Here is a 23,934-nt window from a genome sequence, read left to right as displayed (position 1 = left end):
CGGAGGCCACCCGTGCCCGCACCACGCCCCGAGCTCTCCCTCCTCCCCCGGCCACGCAAGGTTTCGCCCCGCCCCGGCCGCTTCACCCTCGACGGTGACACCTCCATACGGGCGATGCCCGGGACACAGCCGGCGGCCGACCTGTTGCGGACCCTGCTGGGCCCCGCCACCGGACTGCCTCTCGCGCCGTCCGCCGACGGCCGGATCGTGCTGACGCTCGACCCTCAGCTCGGCGGTCTCGGCGAGGAGGGGTACGGGCTGACGATCGGCCCACAGGCCCTGCTTCTACGCGCCGCGCGGCTCACCGGCCTGCTCCACGGCGTGCAGACGCTCCGCCAGCTGCTGCCTGCGGAGGCACTGTCGGACACGCCTCGGCCAGGCACGCCCTGGGAGCTCCCCTGCATAGAGATCAGCGATGTGCCCCGCTACCCGTGGCGCGGGGCGATGCTCGATGTCGCCCGGCACTTCCAGCCCATTTCCTACCTGCGCAGATACGTCGATCTGATGGCTCTGCACAAACTGAACACGCTGCACCTGCATCTCACCGACGACCAGGGCTGGCGCATGCCGGTCGACGCCTACCCACGGCTGACCGAGACGGGAGGCCGCCGCGCCGAGTCCATGAACGGGCCCCCGACGCCCGGCGGCACCGACAGCTTCGACGGCGTACCACACTCCGGGGCGTACACCCGGCAGGAGCTGCGGGAGCTGGTCGATTACGCGGCGGCGCGTGGCGTGATGATCGTCCCCGAGATCGAGATGCCCGGCCATGTACGGGCGGCCCTCGCCGCATACCCGGAACTGGGCAACGATCCTTCGCGGGCACTGGACGTGTGGACGCGGTGGGGGGTCTGCGACACCGTTCTCGGCGTCCACGAGCAGGTGTTCGACTTCTGCCGGACCGTGCTGACCGAGGTCATGGATGTCTTCCCCTCGCGCTATATCCATATCGGCGGGGAGGAGTGCCCGACCACCGAGTGGGAGAACAGCCCGGCAGCTCGCGCCCGTGCGGCCGCCGAGGGACTGCCCGATGCCCGGGCGCTGCACGGCTGGTTCCTGGGCCGTATCGGGGCGTTCCTGGTGGAGCACGGGCGCATACCGATCGGCTGGGCCGAGACAGGCGCCGAATTGACCCTCGACTTCGCGGTGATGACCTGGCGCGACCCCGCACACGCGCTGGCCGCCGCCCGCCGCGGCCACCAAGTGGTCCCCGCACACCACCGTTCCACCTACCTCGACTACGCCCAGTCCGACGACCCGGGCGAGCCGCCCGCGCAGCCGGGCCCGCCCGTCGACCTGCGGGCCGTGTACGACCACATCCCCGCACCGCCGGGCTGGGAGGAGTCCGCGGCCAGACAAGTCCTGGGCACACAAGCTCAGTTGTGGACTGAATATGTCACCTCCACCGAGCGGATCGAATACCTCACCTATCCGAGGCTGTGCGCCCTGGCGGACCGCGCATGGTCCGGCCGCCGCAGCGACTGGGCCGGCTTTACCGAGCGACTGCGCGGTCACACCGCCCGCCTGGACGCCCTCCGTGTCCCCTACGGCCCCCTGAACCCACCGTCCCTTCCGACCGCCTCCGCAGGAACAGCGCGAACCCGTTAGCCCGCACTCCCCCACCACAGTTCCGGAAAGGAACACCCATGAGAAGGATCGCCACAAGCCGGCTGCGCGCCGCGTCGTCAGCGGCCATTGCCGCAGCCCTGGGCTGTGCGGGACTGGCCGCTCTGCCCTCCACCGCCAACGCGGTCGCCGCCGACGGGCTGGTCGTGCAGTACCGCACCGGCGCGTCCGGGGCGACGGCCGACCAGAGCGAGCCGTGGCTCAAGGTCCGGAACAACGGCAGCACCGCGATTTCGCTCAACAAGGTCAAGGTGCGGTACTACTTCAAGGCCGATTCGCCCTCCGCGGCGTACCGGTTCGCCTGCTCCTGGGCAGTGAAGGGCTGCGCGAACATCACCGGGACCTTCGGGACGCTCGCCACCCCGACGGCCACCGCCGACCGCTACCTAGAGATCGCGTTCACCGCAGGAGCCGGGTCACTCGCCCCCGGAACCGACACCGGAGACATGCAGCTGCGCTTCCACCAGACGAACTGGCAGACCCTGCGGCAGAGCGACGACTACTCCTTCGGCGCCGGCCAATCCACCTACGGCGACTGGACCCGAACCACGGCGCACCTCAACGGGGTCACGGCCTGGGGCGAGGCACCCGGGGGCAACGACCCGACCGACCCCACCGATCCGACCGACCCGCCGACCGACGGGCCCACCCTGTTCGACGACTTCAACTACAGCGGACACACCGACCCGAAGATCGACGCGAACGGCTGGAGCGTCCGCTCGAACTCCGGCGGTCCCGGTGTTCCGGGCGCCACCTGGGCCGCGGAGAACGTCACCTTCGCCATGCAGAGCGGCAACTCGGTGATGAACCTGGAGACCTCAACGGCCGGTACCGGCGCGTCGACGAAGCACACCGAGATGCTGACCAAGTCCACGAAGTTCCACAACGGCACCTACGCGGCCCGCGTGAAGTTCAGTGACGCTCCCCGGTCCGGCCCGGACGGCGACCGCGTCGTCCAGACGTTCTTCACCATCAACGACCTCAAGGCGCCGATGGCGGACGACTACGCGGAGTACGACTTCGAGTACCTGCCGAACGGCGGCTGGGGCGAACCGGCCAACATCCTGTACACCACCTCGTGGGAGACCTACCGCCCCGACCCGTGGGAGGCCGTCAACCAGCACAGCGAGTCCCGGCAGAGCTTCGCCGGCTGGCACGACCTGGTGGTGACCATCGACAACAACGCCATCACGTACTACGTCGACGGACAGCACTTCGGCACCCACGGAGCCGCGTACCTCCCGGAGCGACCGATGTCGATCAACTTCAACCAGTGGCTGATCGACCTGGCCGGACAGACCAGCACCACCCCGCGCTCCTACGACCAGCAGGTCGACTACGTCCTGCACATGAAGAACCAGGTACTTACGCCGGCGCAGGTGAACGCCAAGGTGAGCGCCTATCGCACCGCGGGCACGACGTTCCAGGACACGGTGCCCGCCGGCTAGAAAGGCTACGACGCTCTCAGGTTCCGGCCCCACTGCACGGTCGGTGGGGCCGGACCTGTTGGTGCGCTGTGACGGCCCGGTTCTGGCAGTCGTCGCACAGGTGCGGGTGGGACTGGCGATACCGCCAGTCCCGGGAGTCGATCCGCTTTCACCGGTCGTCGGTGAACTTCTCCCGGCAGTCCGCGCACACGCGCCACCGCGCCTCCCGTTCCGCGGCAATCCGCTCCTCACGGCGGCGTTCCTCTTCCCGGACGGATTGGCGACGGCGACTACTCGTCACACGTAGCTGCTGCACCCCTCGACCAGCCGCGTGTCTCGCCCTCATCGATGAGGCGTCGCCCGGCCTTCCACAACGCCGAAGAGGCATAACCGATTACCGCCTTGCGGGCTCGGACATCGCCGGCGGTGACGCCTGGAGTGCGCCACGCCACCGCGTGCCATCCAGTTGAGAAGGAGTGGCTGCAGCCGGTCCATGGCCTTGGCGAATTTGGCTTCGGGAGTGCGGCGCTCCTCGAATTCATCCCAGAGGGTTCGCATGCGCTGAGCTTGGTCCGTCGGAAGCAGTGTGAAGAGTTCGTCAGCCGCGACGACTTCCCGCTCCCGCTGATCGATACCCGCGTCACTGTCGTACAGGGGAGTGTCGCCGGCGTAGATCTCCACGAGATCGTGCAGCAGGACGAGCTGAATCGTGTGCCCTGCATCGATGGGCCGGTCGGAGTGTTCGGCGAGGATCACGACCATCATCGCCAAGTGCCATGAGTGCTCCGCGTCGTTCTCACGGCGGTCTGCCGCGATGAGGGGCGACTGGCGGAGGACGGTCTTGAGTTTGTCCACCTTTACAGAAAGGTGAGCTGGGCGCGCAGCCTTTCATCGAGATCGTCAGGGAAGGGTGTCTTCTCAACGGGCAGGCGCCGGCGTTCATTGCTCATGCCCTCATCGTGGCACGCACGGCTCCGCGCATAGATGACAGAGCCGATCCGGCACCTGCGCCGTATCCGAGGTGCCGCCGATCCCCGTCTGGACTACAGGCCCCCTTCGACGAGATACACCGTCTCTCTCTGAAGGCGCTTTCGTGTTCACGGCCGGCAACTGGCCTCACGCCATGTGAGACGGCGAGGTCAGGTCGAAACGGGCTCCGCCTCCGCATCGGCGCGCCGGCCGGAGTCGAGTACTCCGGCCAGCGTGGAAGCAACGATCAGCAGGGCGAGGACGACGGTCATCGTGAGCCTGAGTCCGATGTGATCGGCGAGGAAACCGAGCGCGGGTGGGCCGACGAGGAAGGCAACGTATCCCGCGGTGGCGACCGCGCCGACCCGCGCCGCCGCGTCGTGCGGGTGGTCGCCCGCCGCGGACAGGGTGACGGGGAAGCCGAGTGACGCGCCCAGCCCCCACAGGACCGTGGCTGCGCCCGCCATCAGCGGGCTGGGCGAGACGATCACCACCACCAGCCCCAGGGCGGCGGTCGCGGCGCTGATCCGGACAACCTGGCCCCGGCCGAAGCGTGCCAGGAGGGGCCCGCCGGCGAACCGGCCGAGCGTCATCGAGGAGGCGAAGGCCAGGAAGGTCAGCGATCCCGCGGTCGCGCTGACGTGGTAGCCGTCCACCATGAGCAGCGGCAACCAGTCGTTGGCGGCACCCTCCGCGAAGGCCATGGCCAGCACGATCACCCCGATGAGGATGAGCCGCCGGTCCCGCCATACGTGCAGTTGGCCGCGCAGGCCGCCCTGGTGCGAGGAGTTGTCGGAGGCGGCCTCCTTGCCCGTGCCGTGCGGTATGGACAGGATCGCCCGCACGGCGGCGGCGGCGATGAGGGCCGCTACGGCTGAGAGGTGCCATCCGACCGGGAACCCGGCGGCGGTCATCGCCATGCCAAGCAGTGCCCCGACGACGGTGCCCAGGCTGAAGCAGCCGTGCAGCACCGGCAGTACGGGCCGGCCGATGATGCTCTCGATGGCCGCTCCCTCAATGTTGAACGCGACCTCCGCGAGCCCCATCCCGGCGCCGAACAGGGCCAGTCCGCAGGCGACCCCGCCCGCCAGTGACAGGCTCGTGCCGGCGGCGACGACCAGGAGCCCCGCGACGACGAGCGACGCACCGACGCTGATCGTCACCCGGCCCCCGTAGCGGCGCACGAGCGGGCCCGAGGCCGTGACCCCGGCCATCGAGCCGGTCGAGAGACCGAACAGGACCAGTCCCATCGCACCGGTGGACACATCAAGGCCGTCCCTGACGGCCGGTGTACGGGCTACCCATGAGGCCATGCCGGTGCCGGCGGCCAGCATGAAGAGGAACAGAGCGGCACGCCAGCGGCGCGTAACGGCATCCATGGCAGGGAGCCTCAGCAGACGGATCGAAAACGGTAAACACGAGGAGCGTACGATCGTACGCCTTGAGTGTATGATCGTACTCATGACGGACCACTTCGCAGGAGACCCCCGTACGAACCGCGAGCGGATGCTCGCCGGGGACCTCTACATCGCCGACGACCCCGACATCCTGGAGGCCCAGCGGCGCGCCGTGCGCCTCGCCGCCCGGTATCTGGCGGCCTACGCCGAGGACCCCGACGCCGCGCAGCCCCTCGTCGCCGAGCTCCTCGGCGGCCTCGGCGCCGGAGCGCACATCCGGCCGCCGCTGTACGTGGACTACGGCTCGTACATCACGGTCGGCGAGGACACGTTCATCAACTACAACCTCACCGCCCTGGACGTGGCCCCCATCACCATCGGCCGCGACTGCCAGATCGGGCCGAACGTCCAACTGCTCACACCCACCCACCCGGTGGAGCCGGAGCCCCGCCGGGACAAGCTGGAAGCGGCCAGGCCGATCACGATCGGCGACAATGTCTGGCTGGGCGGCGGCTCGATCGTGCTGGCCGGGGTGACCATCGGGGACAACAGCGTCATCGGCGCCGGAGCCGTCGTCACCAAGGACGTACCCGCCAACGTGGTCGCCGTCGGCAATCCGGCCCGGGTGATCCGCTCGATCTAGCAGCTCTACGCAGAAAGAAGCACCGTGGCCACCGGACAGAACGACCCCGAGCGGCGGGAACGCATCATCGCCGCCGCACTCGACCTGATCGCGGAGGAGGGGGTCGCCGGCACCTCGCACCGCAAGGTCGCCGCCCGTGCCGGTGTACCGCTCGGCTCGATGACGTACCACTTCGGCGGCATGGACGAGCTGCTCCGGGAGGCGTTCACACGCTTCTCTGACAGCATCGTCGCCGTCTTCGAGGAGCGTCTCGGCGCCGCCTCCGCTCCCGCCGAGGCCCGGGAGGCCGTCGCCGATCTCGTCCATCACCTGTCCGGCGGCAGCCAGCGCGAACTCGTCCTCACCCACGAGCTGTACACGCTCGCAGCCCGCGAGCCCGCCTACCGCGAGTTGACCCGGGAGTGGATGCGCCGCAGCCGCGTCGCCCTGGAGCGGCACTTCGACCCGGCGACGGCCCGCCAGCTCGACGCAATGATCGAGGGCCTGTCGATCCACCGCGCCCTGGAGACCGAGCCCCACGACCGGGCCCTGACCGTCGAAGCGATCGCTCGCATCACCCAGAGCCACGGTGCGTCTTCCTGACGCGCACCCCCAAGACCCCGGGCCGGCACCCCACCTGACCAAGGTGCCGGCCAGGACCTGCTAGCCGCGACGGACGCCGGTCAGGCCAGCGGCTGGTGTCACCTTCGCCCCGCATCCGCGCGGTGACGGTGAGCCCGGCCGTTCCACCAGGGGCCCCGTGCGGCCAAGCCACCGTGCACGTCACTCGGCCTCTTGGACGTCCAGTTCCCCGTGCCAAGTAAGGTGGCCCACAGACCGCCCCACCATGATCCGGTAGGCCCCAGCCTCAGTGCGCCAGCTCTGCTCGTCCTCGGACCAGTGCCGCAGCGCACGTGCGGGAATTTCCACCACGGCGGTCGTCGCCGCACCGGCCTCCGCGTGGACCGCGGCATAGCCGGCGAACCAGATGGCCGGTCGTTCCACGGCGGAGTCGGGGCGTGCCAGGTACACCTGCACCACCTCGCGACCCGGCCGCGCGCCTGTGTTGCGCAGCTGGACGCCGACGTTGAACGGAATTCCTTCCGTGACCTGCGCCGGGGCGCTCACCACCCCATATTCCCAGGTCGTGTACCCCTCACCGTGCCCGAACCAGTAGGCAGGTTCGCTCTTCGCGCGCGCCCATGCGCGGTAGCCGATGTGCAGACCTTCCTCGTAGTCGAGTCGGCCTTCGACCGGCTGTGAGCGGGTGACGGGTGCGTCCGAGAGTGAGGCTGCCCAGGTCGTCGGAAGCCGGCCCCCGGGTTCGACAAGTCCGAAGAGCATGTCGGCGAGACCGGACCCGGCCTCCTGTCCGGGAAACCAGGTGAGCAGGACGGCGCCAGCCTCCTCTCGCCACGGAAGCTCCACCGGGCCCCCGCTGTTGACCACGGCGACCGTGCGTGGGTTGACCGCTGCCACGGCGTGGACGAGCGCGTTCTGGTGTCCGCCGAGGGAGAGATCTGTGCGGTCGTATCCTTCGGTCTCGGTGTGCTCGGTGGTGCCGACCACCACGATCGCCGCGTCCGCGTTCCGGGCTGCTTCCACCGCCTCGGCGAGAGCGGCTGTCGCCTCGCGCTCTGGGGGCGCTGCCGCGACGATCGTGGCCCGCCCGGCTCCCGGGACCAGTTCGCGCCGGGCCACCAGATGGACGGGATGTTTCGTGCTGATCGTCGCCTGCGCGGTGTGGAGAGGCGGGGTCACATGGACGATGGCCGGGTCGTCGGTGGTGCACGGGAACTCACCGTCCAGCACGATCCGGTCATCAATCGTGATTGACATGTGGCCGAAACCGGCGACGCCGAAGGTCCACTCCCCCGTCGTCTCCGCTTTGATCAGCGCGCTGACCTCCACGGTGTGCGTGCCGGGGATGACCGGGGGTTCGAGCTGCCTCCCTGACAGGCGGTGCTCCGCATACAGCTCGTGGCCAGCAGCGTCGAGGAGCCGCAGCAGCACTCCGGGCTCCCCCGACCGGGGGTTGCTGCATCGATCGGGATCGAGCGGGGCCGGGGGCGCACCCAGTGAAGGACCGGGTACGTGCACGACGCGGGCGTGTCCGCGCAGTCCGGCACGAATTCCGTTGAGAGGCGAGACCGTGCCCGAGTCGAAGACGCCCGCGCTGCCACCGCCCTGCACCCTCGGGGACGCGGCGTGTGCACCGATGACCGCGACGGTCGACAGGGCGGCCCGGTCCAGCGGAAGCACCCCGTGGTTGCGTAGGAGTACGGAGCCGGCGGCCACTGTCTGGCGCAGCAGCTTACGGGTATCGCGGGATGTGGACGCCGGTACGCGCCGGGGCCGGCGCGGTCCGAGCGCGTGAAGGCGGCGGGCGAGTCTCAGCAGGCGTCGCACCTTGTCGTCGATTACCTCCTCGGGAACGAGGCCGTCCTTCACCGCCTGGGCCAGGCCTGCGTCCCATGGCCCCTGCGGCCCGGGCATCGCCAGGTCGAGAGCGGCGAGCGCGGGGCCCGTTGTCGAACGAAGCGCGCCCCAGTCCGACACGACCACCCCGTCGAAGCCCCAATCGTCCTTGAGCGGCTCGGCGAGAAGACTGCTGGCGGTCATGGTCGCGCCGTTCACGCTGTTGTATCCGGCCATGACCAGCCACACACCCGCGTCGACGGCTGCCTCAAACGGAGCCAGGTATACCTCCCTGAGTACGCGCTCGGGGACCCGTACGTCCACGTGCATGCGCTCGGACTCGGAGTCGTTGGCGACGTAATGCTTGGCTGTGGCCGCCGCACCGGCCCCCTGGATGCCCCGGATCAGCGCCGCACCGGTACGGCCCGTCAGCTCGGGATCCTCCGAGAAGCACTCGAAGTGCCGTCCTCCCAGCGGGGTGCGGTGCAGGTTGAGCGTCGGGGCGAGGACGATGTCCACGCCCTTGCGAGCCGCTTCCGCGGCGAGCACACGGCCCAGCCGTACGGTCAGTTCCTCGTCCCACAGCGCACCGATCGCAGAGGCCGAGGGCAGTAGTACGGAGGTGCGCCGCTCGTCCCATGCCTCTCCTCGCACGCCTGCGGGACCGTCGGACATGACCATCTGCCGTAGCTCGACGGCCGGTTCGTCGGCGGTCCGCCAGGTGGTGGCGCCGCTCAGCAGCCGCACTTTTTGGGTCAGATCGAGCTTTCCCAGCATCAGATCGATCACGTCGTCAGTCATTCCCACCCCAGTCACGTCAACCGCCCCCTCTAAACGGGAGAGCGCTCTCCAAACTTTCGCCCGCCATGGGGTTCACGTCAAGGCTCATCTACTAATCAGCCGTCACCGGCGCATGAGGAAGGCCCGGTCGCCCCGAATACGGAAGGGGGTGACCGGGCCCGTGCGCATCACCGGCAGGCTTAGGGCAGACGGTGGTCGGCGTTCAGCACGGCACCACGTTCGGGGCGGTACAGGTCGAAGCCCCGCGTGTCGCACTGCAGGCCGCCGACGAGGCAGTGGTCGACCAGGGCCTTGAGGGTGCGCTCCTCCCACGCGTTGAAGAAGTCGTAGTGGAAGGAGTAGCCGCGGCCGCTGGCCAGGCGGACCTGGGACATGTCGCCGTTGACCGGCCACGCCATCTTGAACTCGATCATCGGCAGGGCGACGGGGTGGGAGGCCGGGCACATGTTGTCGTTGGTGCCGGGCTTGACGACCGGGTAGGCCATGTGACTTTTGTGGTCGGGGGTGTCGAGGTACAGGCCGTTCCAGCAGCTGGGGGCCTGCATGCGCAGGTTGAGTTGCACGTCGGGCCGGTTCGGACAGCTCGCCGGGATGTCCGTGTTGAAGAAGCTGTCACCGCATTCCCAGCCCTCGACGAAGCCCTTGTGGCTGCGGAACTCCTGGGCGGTCTGCATCGGGTTGCCGACGACGAACCGCAGCCCCTTGGGGAAGGGCCGCACGCTCCGGTAGTCGGTGACGCCGGCCTTGTAGTAGATGACCTGAGGGCCGACGGGCAGGATCTTCTGATCACCCTTGTACAGCGAGGGCATCCAGTACGCGGAGGCGTCCGCGGGCGCCTTGCAGGTGGTGTTCCCTCCGTACAGCGATCCGGTGGTGCTGGCGGCGTTGGTGGAGGTGTTGCCCATGAATGTGTGGTCGTGGGACTTGCCGAACTGGCCGGGGTAGACGATCGGGTCGTCCGGCGCCGTGTGGGTGACCGCGCAGCCGGCCTGGAACTCGTGATGGTAGGCCGGGGGCGGGGTGGCTGTGGAGGGTGTCACACCGGTGACCTGGGGTACGGCCGGGATGTAGCCGTCTCCGTCGGCGTCGTCGCCCGACGCCTGGGTGGACGCGGCCATGGAATGCCCGATGTGGGCGGTGGCGGCCGACGAGGGGGAGGCGCCGCCCGGGTCCGCCGCTGTGGCGATCGTGCCGACGCTCAGGACGCTGGCGACGAGGGCGGAACCGAGGAGAAGCCCGGTGAGCCGTTTGGAAGTCAGTCTCATGAAGATCTCCTGCAGGATGGTGGAGGTGGGTGTGGTGCTGCCGTGCGTGCGTGGGTGGCGAAAGGCGGCTCGCTTCCGCCACCCACGGTCCGGGCGCTCGGTGCGGCCGGGGTCAGCGCCGCGGCGGCACCCCCGCCGTGCTTGGCGGACCGGTCACGGGTGCGGGGGTCAGCTGTAGACCCCGAGCTCCTGGAGCGAGTAGCCCCAGCCGGTACCGCGCGCGGTCAGGTTCAGCCGCACGTGGCGGGCCGTCGCCGACACGTCGATCGTGTCGACGTCACCGTTGCCGGTCGTCGTGGTGTGGACCGTGCGCCAGGTGGTGCCGTCATCGGAGACCTGGACCTCGTAGGACTTGGCGTAGGCGGGGTCCCAGACCAGTTGCAGTTTGCGGACCGCGGTGGGAGCACCGAGGTCGACCCTGATCCACTGCGGGTCGCTCCAGTCGCTGGCCCAGCGGGTGCCGGTTTTGCCGTCGGTGGCGTTGCTGGCCGGGCACGGGCAGTCGCCGTACGAGGCCTGGGCGGAGGAAGCGGTCGTGGACTTGTTCAGGGCGAGGTTGGTGCCGGTGACGGGCGGGGCGACGACCTTGACGGACTTCGTTTCGATGCCGGCGTTGCCCCGGCCGTCCTCGGCTTGGATGTAGACCTTCCATACGCCGAGCTTCTCGGGCGCGGTGACGGCGAAGGTGCCGTTGCCGGTGGCGCGCCACTTCGCCTCGATCAGCCGCTTGTCGCCGCTGGCATAGTTGCCGCTGAGGAAGATTTTGTGGGTCAGGGGGTCGTTCTCGGGATCGCGGATGTCGGCGCGGACGGTGAACTCGCCGCCGGCCGGCGCCTGTGATGCCGGGGAGACCGTCATGTTGGTGATGACGGGCGGAGTGTTGTCACCCGCGGTCGACCCGGCGTAGGCCTTCTTCACCGCGTAGTACGACAGCCGCTTGAGGCCGTCGGGCAGCAGGTTGAACCAGATGCCGCCGAAGTCGTGCTCCAAGCCGTAGTGGAAGAGGGTGGCGCCGAGGGCGACGCCCTGGTGGCCGGTGATGCAGTCCCACGCCTTGGTGTAGCCGTTGGCCTTCTGGACGTCGGTGGGCTCGTCGGGGATGCCGTTGGCGTCGTTCGGCACCTCCCACTCGCCGGCGGGGCCGCCCTCGGTGATGATGTACGGCTTGTTGTAGCCGCCGTCGACCCAGTCCTGGCGTACACCGCAGATGTCGCCGTAGGAGTTCATTGAGTACAGGTCGAGGTCGGGCGCGTTGCGCTTGTAGTAGGGCCAGGCGCCGGTCCACGCGTCCGTCGAGGTCACGGGGTGGTCGGCGTCGATGGAGTGGATCTTCTTGGCGACGTCGTTGACGAAGGTCGTGTAGGCGTTGCGCTGGGTCTCCAGTTCGGTCCCGCCGTAGCAGTTCTGCAGACCGAGGACGGATTCGTTGCCGACGTTCCACATGAGGGTCGCCGGGTGCGACTTGTAGGCATCGACCCACTTGGCGACTTCAGTGAGCATGGTGGTCTTGTACGCGGTGTCCGTGACGTAGTTCACGCAGCCGCCGGAGCCCGGCCCGCCGCCCGGCTGGAGCCAGAAGCCGTTGATCACCCGGATACCGTGCGCCGCGGCGGTGTCGAGCAGGGGTTTGGTGCCGCCGTCCGTGCCCCAGGTGCGGATGGTGTTGACGCCCATGGACTTCAGGTCCGGCATGTACTTCGAGGCGTCCGCGATGGACGGGCCCCAGGTGAGACCCTTGACGGTGTACGGCTGGCCGCCGACGGTCAGCTGCCAGTTGCCCTGGGAGCCCGCCACGCGTACGGCGCCCTGCGTCGGGTTGCTGCCGCCACCGCTCTCGCCGTACACCTGGAACTCCCACAGGGAGTAGCCGTAGCCGCTGGAGCGGACGAGGCCGTTCATCCGCACGTACCGGCCGGCGCCGGAGATGGCGATGTCATCGGTGCCGCCGTCGCTGCCGGTGACGGTCTTGGCCGTGCGCCAGTCGGTTCCATTGTCCGAGACCTGGATCTCGTAGTTCTTGCCGTACGCGCCCTCCCAGGTGAGGACCACGCGGCTCAGGTCCTTGTTCGCCCCGAGGTCGACCTGGAACCACTGAGCATCGCTCCACTGGCTGGCCCACCGGGTGCCGGTGAGGTTGCCGTCGACGGCGGCGGCAGCGGACAAAGCCTCACCTTCGGAGGAGGAGGCGGTGGCCGTCTTGCCCTGGGACAGCAGGGACTCCGCGGCGCTCGCGACAGGCGCGGTAGCGAGGGTGAGGGAAGAGGCGAGAAGCGCTCCGAGGGTGAGAACTGCCGCCGCGCCGCGCATACGGCGGGCTGGTGCGGTTCTGGAGGGGGGATGGAACATTGCGGCTCCTGATGTCAATGGCGGTGACGTTGGACCAGTTCCCGGAAGGTGACACGCCCGCAAGACAGTGCTCTCCGTGTTCGACGAACATGGCATGACCCTGTCACGTTCTGTGACACGCCTGGGTCGGGACGTCCCGGGCATGCCGACCGGATGGTCTGGGAAGTGCCCCCGGGCCGGGGCGCGGGGACTTCACCCGGCCCGGGGAGTTGCGGCTGGTCTCCGTTTCGTTACCGGAGACCGGCGACGAGGCGATGAGACGTTAGGGGAAGGAGACGACGGTGGACGGCACGGTGGAACTGCCGGCGGGGATGGTGGACGCCCCGGTGTCGTTGATGACGTGGTTGTAGTGGCCCATGCCGCCGAGGGAGACCACCAGGAGGCTGTGGAACTTCACGCCCGGCTTGACGGGTGCCTTGAAGCCGTGGTCCTGGACGATGGTCGGGTCGACGTTGTAGTTGCAGTAGCTGCCGAGCCCCCACGCCTCATGGGTGTTCACCGAGTCGTCCACGCGGTAGGCGGCGTAGCCCTTCGTCGTGCCGTTCTGGATGGCGGCCTGGTTGGGGGCGTCGTACGCCTTCTCGTTCTGGTAGAAGATCGTGCGGCCGCGCTCGCCGTACCACTCGACGTCGTACTTGTTGAAGTGTTCCACGAACAGGCCGGTGGCAAGCACGTCGTCGCCGTTGACGCGGACGCCGTAGTCGGCGCGGTTGGTCTCCCAGCCCCAGCCCTCGCCGTGGTCGGCGCGCCACACCCAGGTGTGGTCGATGATGGCGTCGTCACTGTTCACGACCATGCTGGTGGTGGCCTTGCCCGCGCCGGCGCCTCCGATGCGGATGTAGACGTCCTGCACGGTGGTGGGGTTGGCGGCGTGGTCGGCGCCGGCGCCCTGCGGCCCGATCTCCAGCAGAGTCGGGGAGTTGACCGGGCCCGCGTCGATCAGGAAGCCGGCGAGCCGGACGCCGTCGACATCGGCCACCTTCATCGCGGTGACGCCGTTGTCCGGGATGATCGTCGCGAGGCCGAGACCCAGCACGATGGTGTTCTCGCGGTTCACGTTGATGGTCTGGTCGACGTGATACACGCCCGGCGTGAAGATCAGGTGCAGGCCCTGAGCCAGCGCCTGGTTGATCGTGCTGGCGGTGGCACCTGGCTTGACCACGTAGAACTGGTTCAGCGGGATGGACTCACCTTGAGGGGTGCCGTTCGCCCAGCTGGTGCCACGGGCGTTGACGCGCTTGGCGGGCGCGAACACCTTGTACTCGCTGCCGTCGAGGTAGAGGTAAGGCTTCTCGCGGGAGATCGGGGTCGTGTCGAGCGTGGTGTAGCGGGGCTCGGGGAAGGAGGTGGCCGGAGCGCCCTCGACGCCCGAGAAGGTCTGGTTCCACACGCTGTTGGACCAGCCGCCGATGGAGCTGTCCCGGGTGTACCACTGCTGCTGCGAGTAGTTGCCGATCTGGCCGTCGACCTTGGAGTCGGCGATATAGCCGCCGCTGGCCCAGCCGTAGCCGTTGGGCGCGAGGTTGAGGTCGCCCTTGACGTGCATGCGGCGGAAGGACGCCGCCTGCGAGACCGCCCACCGGTTGGTGCCGGTGACCGGGTTGAGGGTCAGGCCCTCGGCGCCGCGCCAGAAGTTCTGGGTGGCGTTGCCGTTGAACCAGCCCGCGTCGACGGTCACGTCACCGTTGATGGTGGTGTCGCCGGGGCGCAGTCCGAGGCCGGCGATCTGGGTGTAGAAACCGATCTGGGCGTTGAGACCGTTGTACGTACCCGGCTTGAGCAGGAAGGCATGCCGGCCAGAACCGAACTGGGCCGACTCCTGCTGCTGGAAGACCTGGTCCAGCTTGGTCTGAAGACCGGGGGTGGACGGGTCGAAGACGTGCACGTTGGGGCCGAGATCGCCGCCGCCCGGCAGTGTCGGACCGCCGCCGTCGGTGGAGCCGTAGACCTGGAACTCCCAGAGGGAGAAGCCGTATCCGGTGGCCCGGGTGAGGCCGTTCATCCGGATGTAGCGGCCGCTGCCGGAAAGGGTGACGTCATCGGTACCTCCGTCGCCGGCGGCGACGGAGGTGACGGTCCGCCAGTCGGTGCCGTTCTCGGAGGCCTGGATCTGGTAGCTCTTGCCGTACGCGCCTTCCCAGGTGAGGGCGGCGTGGCTGAGCGTGGCGCTTTTGCCGAGGTCGACCTGGAGCCACTGGGCGTCCTGCCACGAACTGGCCCAGCGGGTGCCGGTGAGGTTGCCGTCGACCGCGGCGCTCGCGGCGAAGGCGGGGCCCTCGGTGGAGGAGGCGGTGGCCGTCTTCCCCTGCGAGAGCAGGGTGGGGGCAGCGTGCGCCGTCGTGGCGGGCGCCAGCGCGAGCAGGCTGCCGGCCAGAGCAGCGGCACCCGTCCCGGCAACCCATTTACGGGATGGAAGGGGACGGCGTCTGCGGGATGGGGCTGCAACCGGTATGCCAACAGGCATGAAGGGCTCCTTAAACAAACCTGGAACGGGAGAGCGCTCTCCAGACCTTGGCCTGACACACAATGCGCGGTCAAGAACCCCGACCCACTTTTCTTTAGCCTTCCAATAAGTTGCAGAGGGCACGGATACGGATCGCCGCTCCCATAAGCACCGGACGTCCCAAAGCGGCATGTCTAGTGACGAAGTGCCGTCAGGGCAGCTGCGCCCGGCAGCAGCCGTGCGTCGGCACGTAGGCTGTGGCGGTTTCGCGATCGAGACGACACGTTAGGGTTCCGGGTATGAGCAGAAGGGGCCCGACGCTGGAGGATGTCGCACGTCAGGCGGGAGTGTCGCGGGCGACGGTGTCGCGGGTCGTCAACGGGATCCGCAACGTGGACCCCAACATCCAGGAGCTCGTACGCCACGCGATCGAGCAGACGAGATACAGGCCCAACCGGGCAGCCAGGTCGCTGGTCACGCAGCGGACGGAGACGGTGGCGTTGATCATCTCCGGCGCGGGAGACACCTTCGCTTCCCGCGTCTTCGCCGACCCGTTCTTCGGCAGGGTGGTCAATGGCGTGGTGGGGTATCTGCGGACACATGCGATGCATCCAGTGCTCCTGGTAGCCGAGTCCGATGCCGCCAGGGACCAAGTCGTCGATTATCTGAGCCAGGGCACAGCGGATGGCGCGCTGGTGGTGTCCATACAGGCTGCCGATCCCCTCCCGGAGATGCTGGCCGCTGCCCAGATCCCCGTGGTGCTCTTTGCCCGCCCGGAGCCCCCGCAGGCCGTCAGTTACGTCGACCTCACGCACGCCGAAGGGGCCCGGCTGGCCGCCGAACATCTTCTGGCCAGGGGCTGCTGCCGGATCGCGACGATCTCGGCTCCCCAGTCGATCCCTGCGGCCCGTGATCGTCTCGACGGCTTCCGTGAGGCGCTGGCATCCGCTGGGGTCGTCGACGTTCCTGTTGCCGAAGGTAACTTTACGGTCGACAGCGGTGCTGCGGCCATGGCCCAGCTCCTGAGCGATCACCCGGGCTTGGACGGCGTGTTCGCCGCGAACGATCTGATGGCGCAGGGGGCCTGTCAGTTCCTACGCGAACAGGGCAAGCGGATCCCGCAGGATGTGGCTGTCATCGGCTTCGACGACTCGAGTGTGGCAGTGACATGCCGACCTCCCCTGACCACGGTGCGCCAGCCGGTGGAGAAGATGGCCGCAGCGATGGCGCGCATTTTGTCGGAGCATATTCAAGGGACGCACACCCAGCCCGTATCGGTGCTTTTCGACGCCGAGCTGGTGGTGCGCGAATCGGCCTGAGCGGCCGCGAACGACGTACGCCGGACACCGCAGACCGTGCCATGTGAACGCATACGGTTTCGGCCCGTCGGTTGGGTGACGGACGGGCCGAAGCCGGGAGCACACGGGAAAAAGACCTGGCCCCGTGCGGGCGGCGCCAGGTCGACGGTGGTGACCGCAGCGCTCGGCTGCGACGCCCTGTTACGCATGGATCCGGCGGAGCTGCGGATGATCTCCGCATAGCGTCGTCCGCTTGTCTTCACGGTCTGCTTCTGGGTGGTGTAGTCGACGTGGACGAGCCCGACATTCGAAGATGTCGAGCAGCGGCCAGGCGTAGCAGCCGGCGAGGGGGCGCCCTTGCGAACGGCTCGAGCGCAGGCCTCCAGGCGCTGCTCGAAGTAGCAGGTCCGCTCGGGGTCGTATACCTCGCCTTCGGGTCGACGGTGTCGGGAAAGGCCGAGCCGTTCTCGGTGACGTACAGCTTCCGGATGCCGTAGTCATCGGTGAGCCGCAGCAGGAAGGCCTCAGGGCCACCGGCGTCGATCTGCCCGTCCATGCCCGTGCCGGGCACGCCGGGGAGGCGTACCTCTCGGCGTACGGGACGGGGCCCGTCGGGTCGCCGGTGACGGGAAAGTGATAATTGACGCCACGCCAGTCGAGCGGCGCGGCGATGATCTCCGCGCCCCGGCGCGCTCGGGCAGCTCGACCCCGTACAGCTCGCGCATGTCGGTAGGGAAGCCGCGGCCCTACACCGGTCGAGCCACCAGCGGTTGGTGTGACCATCCATGCGGAGGGCGCCGCAGGAAACGTCACCCGCCTTCCGGCTCCGCGACGATCGGCTGAGGGGTGCCCCCACTTTCCTGGGTGGGCTGGCGCTCCCAGACGAGCGGGAGGAACCAGAGGGGCGCCAGGATTCCGCCGGAAAAGAGGAATTCCTGGGACAGGACGTTGCCGATGCCGGGACCGGTGCCGACACCCCGAGGGGCGGCTCACCTGCATCGACGCTCAGGAAGACCGCATCAGGGCCCGATCGGGAGGACCGGGCCCTGATGCGTCAGCTAGTGATCGGTAGGTTTCGTCAGCCGGTCAGGGTGAACGCCTGGGCGGTGGAGCCATCGCAGGACTGTTGGGAGAGCTTGGCGCCGTTGGCGGTGGAGGAGCCGTTCACGGTGAGGCACTTGCCGCTGTGGCGTGCGGTGAAGCGGTACTGGCCGTTCGTGCCGACCGGCTCGGGCCGCCACTGCTGGTTGGAGCCTCCTCCGTAGGTCCATAGGTGCACCTTGGCGCCGTTCGAAGTGGCGCTGGGGCCACCGTCGACGTCCCATGCCTTGGAGTTGTGGCGGTTGACGACCTGGTAGTTCCCGTCGGAAGTGGGTCGGAACTGCCAGCTCTGGTTGACGCCGGTGCCGCAGGCCCACTGCTGGAGCGCGGTGCCGTCAGCCGTGCCCCAGTCGGCGGCGTCGAGGCAGGCGCCGCTGTTGTTGTTCTTGACCTGGTACCAGGCTGCGGGGTCGATGGGCCCGGTGGGCGGCGGGTCGGTGGGGCCGCCGTTGCCGTTCCACACGAAGGTCGCGACAGCGCCGGCGGGGAGGGTGTAGGCGAGGGACTTGCCGTTGTCGGTCAGGGAGAAGCGCTGGGCGCTGCCGGCTGTGTTGACGACGTAGGCGGCGCGAGAGCCGTCAGGGTTCTGGAAGGCGACGTTCTCCACGCCTCCGCTGCCCTGGCTGGTGGAGCCGATGCGCGTGGCTCCGGCCTTGATGAACTTCGTGACGTGGCCGAGGACGTAGTACTCGGCGCCGCGGGTGACGTTGCCGTTCGCGATCTCGACGATGCCGTTGCAGCGATCGGCGCAGCCTCCCTGGTGGGGGCCGCCGTTCTGGTCCAGGGCGAGGTTCCAGTTGATGACGGTCTCGCCGCCGTTGCGCATGTTCTGCACAACGAGGTTCTCGGCGTGCCACTGGAGGGTGTCGGCGTAGGTGGCGGCCCGGTTGGCGCTCTCGATACCGGAGCACTCGGTGAAGAAGACGCGCTTGCCTGCGTTGACGACCTGCTGCTGGGCCGAGGGGTTGCCTCCGTAGCAGTGGAAGGCGGCGCCGATCACCCGGTTGAGGCCCTGGGTGTTGTTGAAGACCTCGATCGGGTAGTTGGGGTGGTCCCAGTTGTGGTCGTAGGCCAGGAGGTTGGTGGGCAGGCCGGCTGCTGTCAGGGTGCGGTCGAGGACCTTGAAGAAGTCGGCCTGCTGGCCCGATGTCATGGTCATCGACGGGTAGCCGGCCGCGAACTCGGGTTCGTTCTGCACGGTCAGGTCGGTCAGCGTGATGCCTTCCTGCCCGTACGCCTTGATCGACTTGACCAGGTAGTCGGCGTAGTCCTGGTAGTTCTCCGCCTTCAGGCTGCCGCCGATGAGGGAGTTGTTGGTCAGGAACGAGCGGACCCGCTGACAACCAGGCACCGTCCACTCCGGGCGGTCTCACCGCCACCGCCGCCGGCGCCACCTCGGTGACTCTCGGGTGGAACGCCTCCACCGACAACGTCGGTGTCACCGGCTACCGCGTCTACCGAGGCTCGAGCCTGATCACCACCACCTCCGGCACCGCCACCCAGTACACCGACACCTCCCTGACCCCGGAGACCGCCTACTCCTACACCGTGCGGGCCATCGACGCCGCCGGCAACGCCTCCGCCGCCTCCAACACCGCCGCCACCACCACCTCCCCCGGCACCGGCGGCGGCGACATCGACCCGACCAAGTGGTACCAGGTCATCAACACCGGCAGCGGCAAGTGTCTCGACGCCACCGGAGGGTCGACCTCCAACGGCACCCGGCTCCAGCAGTGGACCTGCCAGGCAGCGAACAGCAACCAGCTGTGGCAGCTGCAGCCCACCACCGGTGGTAACTACCGGGTCGTCAGCCGCAACACGACTACCCTCGCCTGGGACGTCGACGGAGGGCCTGGTGCCACCGGCAACGGAGCTTCCGTACACCTGTGGACCTACGGCGGCGGCACCAACCAACAGTGGCTGCCCGCCGACCGAGGCAACAACACCTACACCTTCAGCGCCCGCAACAGCGGCAAGTGCCTCGACATCGCCGACGCCTCCACCGCCAACGGTGCCCGCACCCAGCAATGGACCTGCCACAACGGCCCCGCCCAGACCTTCCGGCTCGTGCCCCAGTCCTGAGCCGGAAGGACGCATCACCCCAAGTACGGGGATGATTCCTTCCGATCATTCCTGACAGCCCGGTCGCGGCGGATCCGACCGTCCGCCGCGACCGGCCACGGTGCTCCAGCCGCCGCGACCTGTCCACTGCCGCTGGAGCGCTTCCGGCGACCGGCCTTACCCAAGTGCCCTGCTCCACCCGGAGCAGTGGACCAGTGACCGCCGGGGCCGGCCCGTTCTGGGGGAGGGCCGGCCCCGGCTTTCCCTATATCCCTGTAGACGGCCCGCCGCATATACGCAGGTCTGGCGCAGACCGACCTCTGCGGCCTCCGACAGGGGTGCGCGAGCAACGCAAGAAACAGCGGCCGGCCCGCGGTCAGGACGGGCCGTGCCCCGTACTCACCCCGGCGTGTGCCCGCTCTGCCGAGTCTCGGTCGTGCCCGCTCAAGGGGTGCCACCGTCCGTTCCAGCCATCATCAGGAGGGTCCATGGAATCGCGGTATCTCCGTGGCAGGAGAACCAACGCACGAGCCCGTACGCCCTTCGGACGCGGCCGGCGGGCGATCCTCGCCGCCGCCACAGTAGCGACCGGTGCGCTGCTCGCTCCCACTGCCCTGGCCGCCGTCGACGCAACGCCGGCCGCCGCAGCCACGACCTCGGTGCAGGTGTACTTCAGCTCAGAGTCCACAGCGCCGGGATTCGGCCCCAGCAACGGGAACTGGTATACCGACCCGGCAACCGGTCTGGCGGCCACCCCGTACAAGCTCTCGAAACAGACGGACCTGACCACCACCGCCGCGTCCGGCTCGGCGTCCTCGGCAACCCTGGCTCGCCCAGCGACGCGTTCAACGCCGTGGACGGCGTAGCGTTCCACGACTACGGCGGCGACCCGACGGCCATGGCGCAGGTCAAGGGCAGCTACCCCACCAAAGACATGGTGATGACCGAACGAGCCGGGCCTTCACCCTTGATCGTGGACACCGGTTGTTATGCGGCGGAGGCCAGCGTAGTTGATCGCTGTTCGTAGTTGATCGGGCTCTGCTGGCCGAGGGCTGAGTGAACCGCCCCGGGTTCGGTAGAGATCTCAGATTGTTGTGGTGAACTGGGGTTTCGTGGATTCCTTGTAGTGGTTGGCCTCGTACTCGGCGGGTGGGATGTGCCCTATCTCACCGTGCAGGCGGTGGTGGACGTACCAGTCGGTCCACTCGGCGGTGGCGAGTTCGACCTGGGAGAGGTTCTTCCAGGGCCGCTGCGGTTTGATCAACTCGGTTTTGTACAAGCCGATCGTCGATTCCATCAGGGCGTTGTCGTATGCGTCTCCGACTGATCCAATACTCGCTGCGATGCCGGCGGCGTCCAGATGCTCGGCGAGCTTGAAACTCGTGTACTGCGACCCGGCATCCGAATGATGGATCAACTCGCCACGCGAGTAGGGGAGTTCATCCCGGTCGCGCTGCCACAGAGCCATCTCGAGTGCGTCCAGGACCAGCCTGGTCTCCTTGTTGGTCGCGGCAGACCAACCGACGATGCGGCGGGAGAAGGTGTCCACGACGAAAGCGACGTAGACGACTCCGGACCAGGTGGCGACATGAGTGAAGTCGGCTACCCAGCAGCGGTTCGGCGCCGAGGCGACGAAGTCGCGGTCGACCAGGTCGGGGGCCCGCTCGGCCCGCTCGTCGGGGACCGTGGTGACGATCTTCTTGCCGCGGACCGCGCCGGTGATGCCCAGCTCACGCATCAGGCGCTCGACAGTGCAGCGGGCCACCTCGTGACCTTGCCGGTGCAGCTCGCGCCAGATCTTGCGGGCGCCGTAGACACGGTAGTTGGTGGTGTGGATCTCCTGGATCCGTGTCTTGGTTCCGGCATCGCGCACCGTGCGGGCGGCGGGGTTCTCTAGGCGTTTCTTGTGGGGTTAGTAGGTGGAGGGGGTGATCTTGCAGTCATGCTCGGTGAGCGTTCTGCGGATCGGCTCGACGCCGCCGAAGCGGTCCCGGTGCTCGTTGATGAACGTTACGAGCGTGTGTGTGGCCGGTCGAGCTCGGCCGCGAAGAAAGACGCCGCAGCCTTCAAGATGTCGTTCGCCCGCTTCAGCTCGGCGTTCTCCTTCTTCAGCGCCTTGAGCTGGGCGGACTCCTCCGTCGTCGTTCCCGGCCGCTGTCCGGCGTCGATCTCGTGCTGCTTCACCCAGTTCCGCAGCGTCTCTCGGGAACCGATGTCCAACTTTTCGGCGACGGACTGCAGTGCTGCTGTCTCGGTCGGGTAGTCGCCGCGGACCTCGGCGAACATGCGCACCGCGCGACGGCGCAGCTCAAGCGGGTAACGGGAAGGTCGTGCCATGACTCAATCCTTTCACGGAATCGAGTCTCTACCTGACCCGGGGCGGTTCACCCGTGCAAGAACACGACCGGGCGTCCGTCGCCGGAGTCTTCGTAGTGCAGGAGCGCTCCGTTGGAGTGGAAAGCTGGCACCTTGGCCTCTTGTTCGTGTGAGATTGAGACTGCTTGGCCCTCGACTCGCCACGGCGAGTCGAAGCCAGCACTTCGTCGGCGTTATCGGACTGGTGGGAGCAGGACACAGACGGTCGTGTGTTCGCCCTCGCCTGAGCTTGTCGACCCGCCTGACCGCTTGCGCGTACCTGGCGCCACAAGGGGAACGTGCGGGTGGAGTGCCGGCCGGGCGAGGGTGCACAGCACGCGCTCCGCCCGGCCGGCTGTCAGGCGCCTGGCCGGGCGTCCATCATGGTGCCGACCAGGAGGCACGGAGCGTCGGAGCGGTTGCTCCAGCCGTGATTGGTCCCTCGGATGATCACGGTGTCACCCGGGCGCATGAGGACCTCCTCGACGTCGGTGATCAGGTAGATCTCGCCCTTGACGCAGGTGATGCAGTCGAGGGTGTCGGTGCGGTGCATCGTGGGGTGGCGCTGGGAGTCGGCGGCGCTGGGTGTGTGGGTCTGCTGCGCCTGTTCGTTGAGGGCGGCGAAGACCTGCCGGTGGTCGTCGGCGTCCTTCGCATCCGGCGGGATCTCCAGTGCCCGGCACAGCATCCCCTGCGGGAAGGGTTCGCGCCGGGCCCCCGGGGCGAGGGACCGGTCGCCCTCGATGGTGTTGTCGACCGGCATTTCCTGCGTGGCCCACAGGGTGGACCGCCAGAAGAACCCTTCCTTGGACTGGACGTCACCCAGTGCGTCGTCCAGGACAGCTGAGCGGCCCTCGGCGTCGGGTCCCACCACGTACCGATTGAGACGTGCGGTCATGTCACGTTCCTCGTTCCCTATGTTCTTTGAACAGCTGAGCGGGCGGCGCGGCGGGGATTAGCGCTCCGGGAAGCCGCTGGCCGGCGGGAGGGGCCGGGAGAGAGCCGAGTTCTGGGCGGCGGTGTGCAGCGCGTGGACGGTGTCCTCGCAGAAACGGCGGAAGCCGAGTACGTCCAGGCCAAGGCAGAAGACCTTGACGCCGTCTTCCAGGGCCTTGGTGCATCCTTCGGCGGTGGGGTCGAGAACCGGGCCGCCCATGATGGCTACGTTATGGCGTTCGGCCGCGGCCTTGACCTTCTGGTATGCCTCGCGGATCTTGGGGCTCTTGGTCATGTTGGTGCCCTCGCCCAGGGCGTAGGCGAGGTCTCCGGCGCCGAACGCGAGGATGCGGACCTGGTCGAGGGCGCAGATCTCGTCGATGTTGTCGACGGCGTCGGGGTGCTCGATGAGGGGGATGACGACGAGGTTGCGGTTGTTCCATTCGGCGTACTCCACGAAGCTGCGGAAGGAGTACTTGGCGGCCCGGGTGGAGGGGCAGATGCCGCGGGTTCCCATAGGCGGGAAGAGTGCGGCGTCCAGGACCCGCTGCACATCGGCCGCGGATTTGGCCATGGGCACGAACAGACCCTGTGCGCCGGCTTCCATTGCGCGGCGGATGGCGGTCTCGTCGTCGCAGTGCGGGACGCGTACCAGGGGTACGAGGCCGACGCTTTCGGCGGCCAGGACGGAGTCTTCCATGGCTCGGGGGTCGGCCGGTGAGTGCTCGGTGTCGATCATGACGAAGTCGAAGCCGGTCAGGCCCATGACTTCGATCAGGGCGCGGTGACCAGTGAAGCACTGCATGCCCAGCGGAATCTGCTGCTGCTCGATCATGGTGAGCAGTCGGTTGTCAGTGTCGAACACCGGG

General features: G+C 68.3%; 16 protein-coding genes and 3 pseudogenes. 8 read left to right on the top strand and 11 right to left on the bottom strand.

All coding sequences use genetic code 11. From position 1 onward, the window contains the following. Positions 1-12 precede the first annotated feature (12 nt). Both ACLLJJ_RS36620 and ACLLJJ_RS36615 read left to right on the top strand, forming a co-directional pair. Positions 13-1,608: a beta-N-acetylhexosaminidase gene (locus ACLLJJ_RS36620; RefSeq protein ID WP_434598989.1), complete on the top strand. Its 1,596-nt coding sequence runs from the start codon at positions 13-15 to the stop codon at positions 1,606-1,608. A 38-nt stretch (positions 1,609-1,646) separates the two neighbouring features. After that, on the top strand, positions 1,647-3,074 hold the full coding sequence (locus ACLLJJ_RS36615; RefSeq protein ID WP_434598988.1) for a cellulose binding domain-containing protein: 1,428 nt from the start codon (positions 1,647-1,649) through the stop codon (positions 3,072-3,074). Between the two features lie 321 nt (positions 3,075-3,395). Here the strand turns inward: ACLLJJ_RS36615 and ACLLJJ_RS36610 are convergent, their stop codons facing one another. Both ACLLJJ_RS36610 and ACLLJJ_RS36605 read right to left on the bottom strand, forming a co-directional pair. After that, entirely contained in the window at positions 3,396-3,908 is a 513-nt protein-coding gene (locus ACLLJJ_RS36610) for an HD domain-containing protein (protein WP_434598987.1), read from the bottom strand. A 284-nt stretch (positions 3,909-4,192) separates the two neighbouring features. Next, entirely contained in the window at positions 4,193-5,401 is a 1,209-nt protein-coding gene (locus tag ACLLJJ_RS36605; protein ID WP_434598986.1) for an MFS transporter, read from the bottom strand. Positions 5,402-5,483: 82 nt separating this feature from the next. Between ACLLJJ_RS36605 and ACLLJJ_RS36600 the strand changes: the two genes are divergently transcribed. Continuing rightward, positions 5,484-6,062 carry a sugar O-acetyltransferase gene (locus tag ACLLJJ_RS36600; protein WP_434598985.1) on the top strand — a complete coding sequence of 193 codons (579 nt, stop codon included), beginning with the start codon at positions 5,484-5,486 and terminating at the stop codon, positions 6,060-6,062. Between the two features lie 24 nt (positions 6,063-6,086). Next, positions 6,087-6,644, top strand: coding sequence for a TetR/AcrR family transcriptional regulator (locus ACLLJJ_RS36595; protein WP_434598984.1), 558 nt, complete (start codon positions 6,087-6,089; stop codon positions 6,642-6,644). Between the two features lie 180 nt (positions 6,645-6,824). Here ACLLJJ_RS36595 and ACLLJJ_RS36590 read toward each other — a convergent pair whose 3' ends face one another. The 4 genes from ACLLJJ_RS36590 to ACLLJJ_RS36575 form a co-directional block, all read right to left on the bottom strand. Beyond that, a complete protein-coding gene (locus ACLLJJ_RS36590; RefSeq protein WP_434598983.1) occupies positions 6,825-9,260 on the bottom strand; it encodes a glycoside hydrolase family 3 C-terminal domain-containing protein in 2,436 nt (811 codons plus the stop codon). Between the two features lie 179 nt (positions 9,261-9,439). Then, positions 9,440-10,525 (bottom strand): DUF1996 domain-containing protein, encoded by a 1,086-nt coding sequence (locus ACLLJJ_RS36585; protein WP_434598982.1) that lies wholly within the window; start codon positions 10,523-10,525, stop codon positions 9,440-9,442. Between the two features lie 168 nt (positions 10,526-10,693). After that, the gene (locus tag ACLLJJ_RS36580; RefSeq protein ID WP_434600622.1) at positions 10,694-12,832 is read right to left on the bottom strand and encodes a discoidin domain-containing protein; all 2,139 of its coding nucleotides are present in this window, start codon (positions 12,830-12,832) and stop codon (positions 10,694-10,696) included. Between the two features lie 301 nt (positions 12,833-13,133). Continuing rightward, complete coding sequence (locus ACLLJJ_RS36575) at positions 13,134-15,335, bottom strand: discoidin domain-containing protein (RefSeq protein WP_434598981.1); 2,202 nt, start codon at positions 15,333-15,335, stop codon at positions 13,134-13,136. A 278-nt stretch (positions 15,336-15,613) separates the two neighbouring features. On the opposite strand from ACLLJJ_RS36575, the gene ACLLJJ_RS36570 reads away from it, so the two are divergent. After that, positions 15,614-16,633, top strand: coding sequence for a LacI family DNA-binding transcriptional regulator (locus tag ACLLJJ_RS36570; protein WP_434598980.1), 1,020 nt, complete (start codon positions 15,614-15,616; stop codon positions 16,631-16,633). Positions 16,634-16,833: 200 nt separating this feature from the next. On the opposite strand, the pseudogene ACLLJJ_RS36565 reads toward ACLLJJ_RS36570, so the two are convergent. Continuing rightward, positions 16,834-17,408, bottom strand: a pseudogene (locus ACLLJJ_RS36565) (family 1 glycosylhydrolase); the annotation flags it as partial. A 282-nt stretch (positions 17,409-17,690) separates the two neighbouring features. Next, positions 17,691-19,064 carry an RICIN domain-containing protein gene (locus ACLLJJ_RS36560; protein WP_434598979.1) on the bottom strand — a complete coding sequence of 458 codons (1,374 nt, stop codon included), beginning with the start codon at positions 19,062-19,064 and terminating at the stop codon, positions 17,691-17,693. Between the two features lie 14 nt (positions 19,065-19,078). Here ACLLJJ_RS36560 and ACLLJJ_RS36555 point away from each other — a divergent pair. From ACLLJJ_RS36555 to ACLLJJ_RS36545, 3 genes and pseudogenes are all read left to right on the top strand, one after another. Then, positions 19,079-19,294 (top strand): annotated as a pseudogene (locus ACLLJJ_RS36555) (fibronectin type III domain-containing protein); the annotation flags it as partial. Further along, entirely contained in the window at positions 19,271-19,795 is a 525-nt protein-coding gene (locus ACLLJJ_RS36550; protein WP_434600621.1) for an RICIN domain-containing protein, read from the top strand. The pseudogene ACLLJJ_RS36555 and the gene ACLLJJ_RS36550, both read left to right, overlap by 24 nt. Before the next feature lie 467 nt (positions 19,796-20,262). Further along, on the top strand, positions 20,263-20,640 hold the full coding sequence (locus tag ACLLJJ_RS36545; protein WP_434598978.1) for a hypothetical protein: 378 nt from the start codon (positions 20,263-20,265) through the stop codon (positions 20,638-20,640). A 218-nt stretch (positions 20,641-20,858) separates the two neighbouring features. Here the strand turns inward: ACLLJJ_RS36545 and ACLLJJ_RS36540 are convergent. From ACLLJJ_RS36540 to ACLLJJ_RS36530, 3 genes and pseudogenes are all read right to left on the bottom strand, one after another. Then, positions 20,859-22,111, bottom strand: a pseudogene (locus ACLLJJ_RS36540) (IS3 family transposase). Positions 22,112-22,487: 376 nt separating this feature from the next. Then, positions 22,488-23,027, bottom strand: a complete 540-nt coding sequence (locus tag ACLLJJ_RS36535; protein WP_434598977.1) for a cupin domain-containing protein — start codon at positions 23,025-23,027, stop codon at positions 22,488-22,490. A gap of 57 nt (positions 23,028-23,084) precedes the next feature. Next, positions 23,085-23,930 carry an HpcH/HpaI aldolase family protein gene (locus tag ACLLJJ_RS36530; RefSeq protein ID WP_434598976.1) on the bottom strand — a complete coding sequence of 282 codons (846 nt, stop codon included), beginning with the start codon at positions 23,928-23,930 and terminating at the stop codon, positions 23,085-23,087. Between the last annotated feature and the right edge of the window lie 4 nt (positions 23,931-23,934).

Origin of the sequence: Streptomyces sp. A5-4 (assembly GCF_051131715.1) — a bacterium.
Taxonomy (GTDB): Bacteria; Actinomycetota; Actinomycetes; order Streptomycetales; family Streptomycetaceae; genus Streptomyces.
The sequence above is the reverse complement of the archived record's forward strand: the minus strand, read 5'-3'. Positions and strand labels throughout refer to the sequence as shown.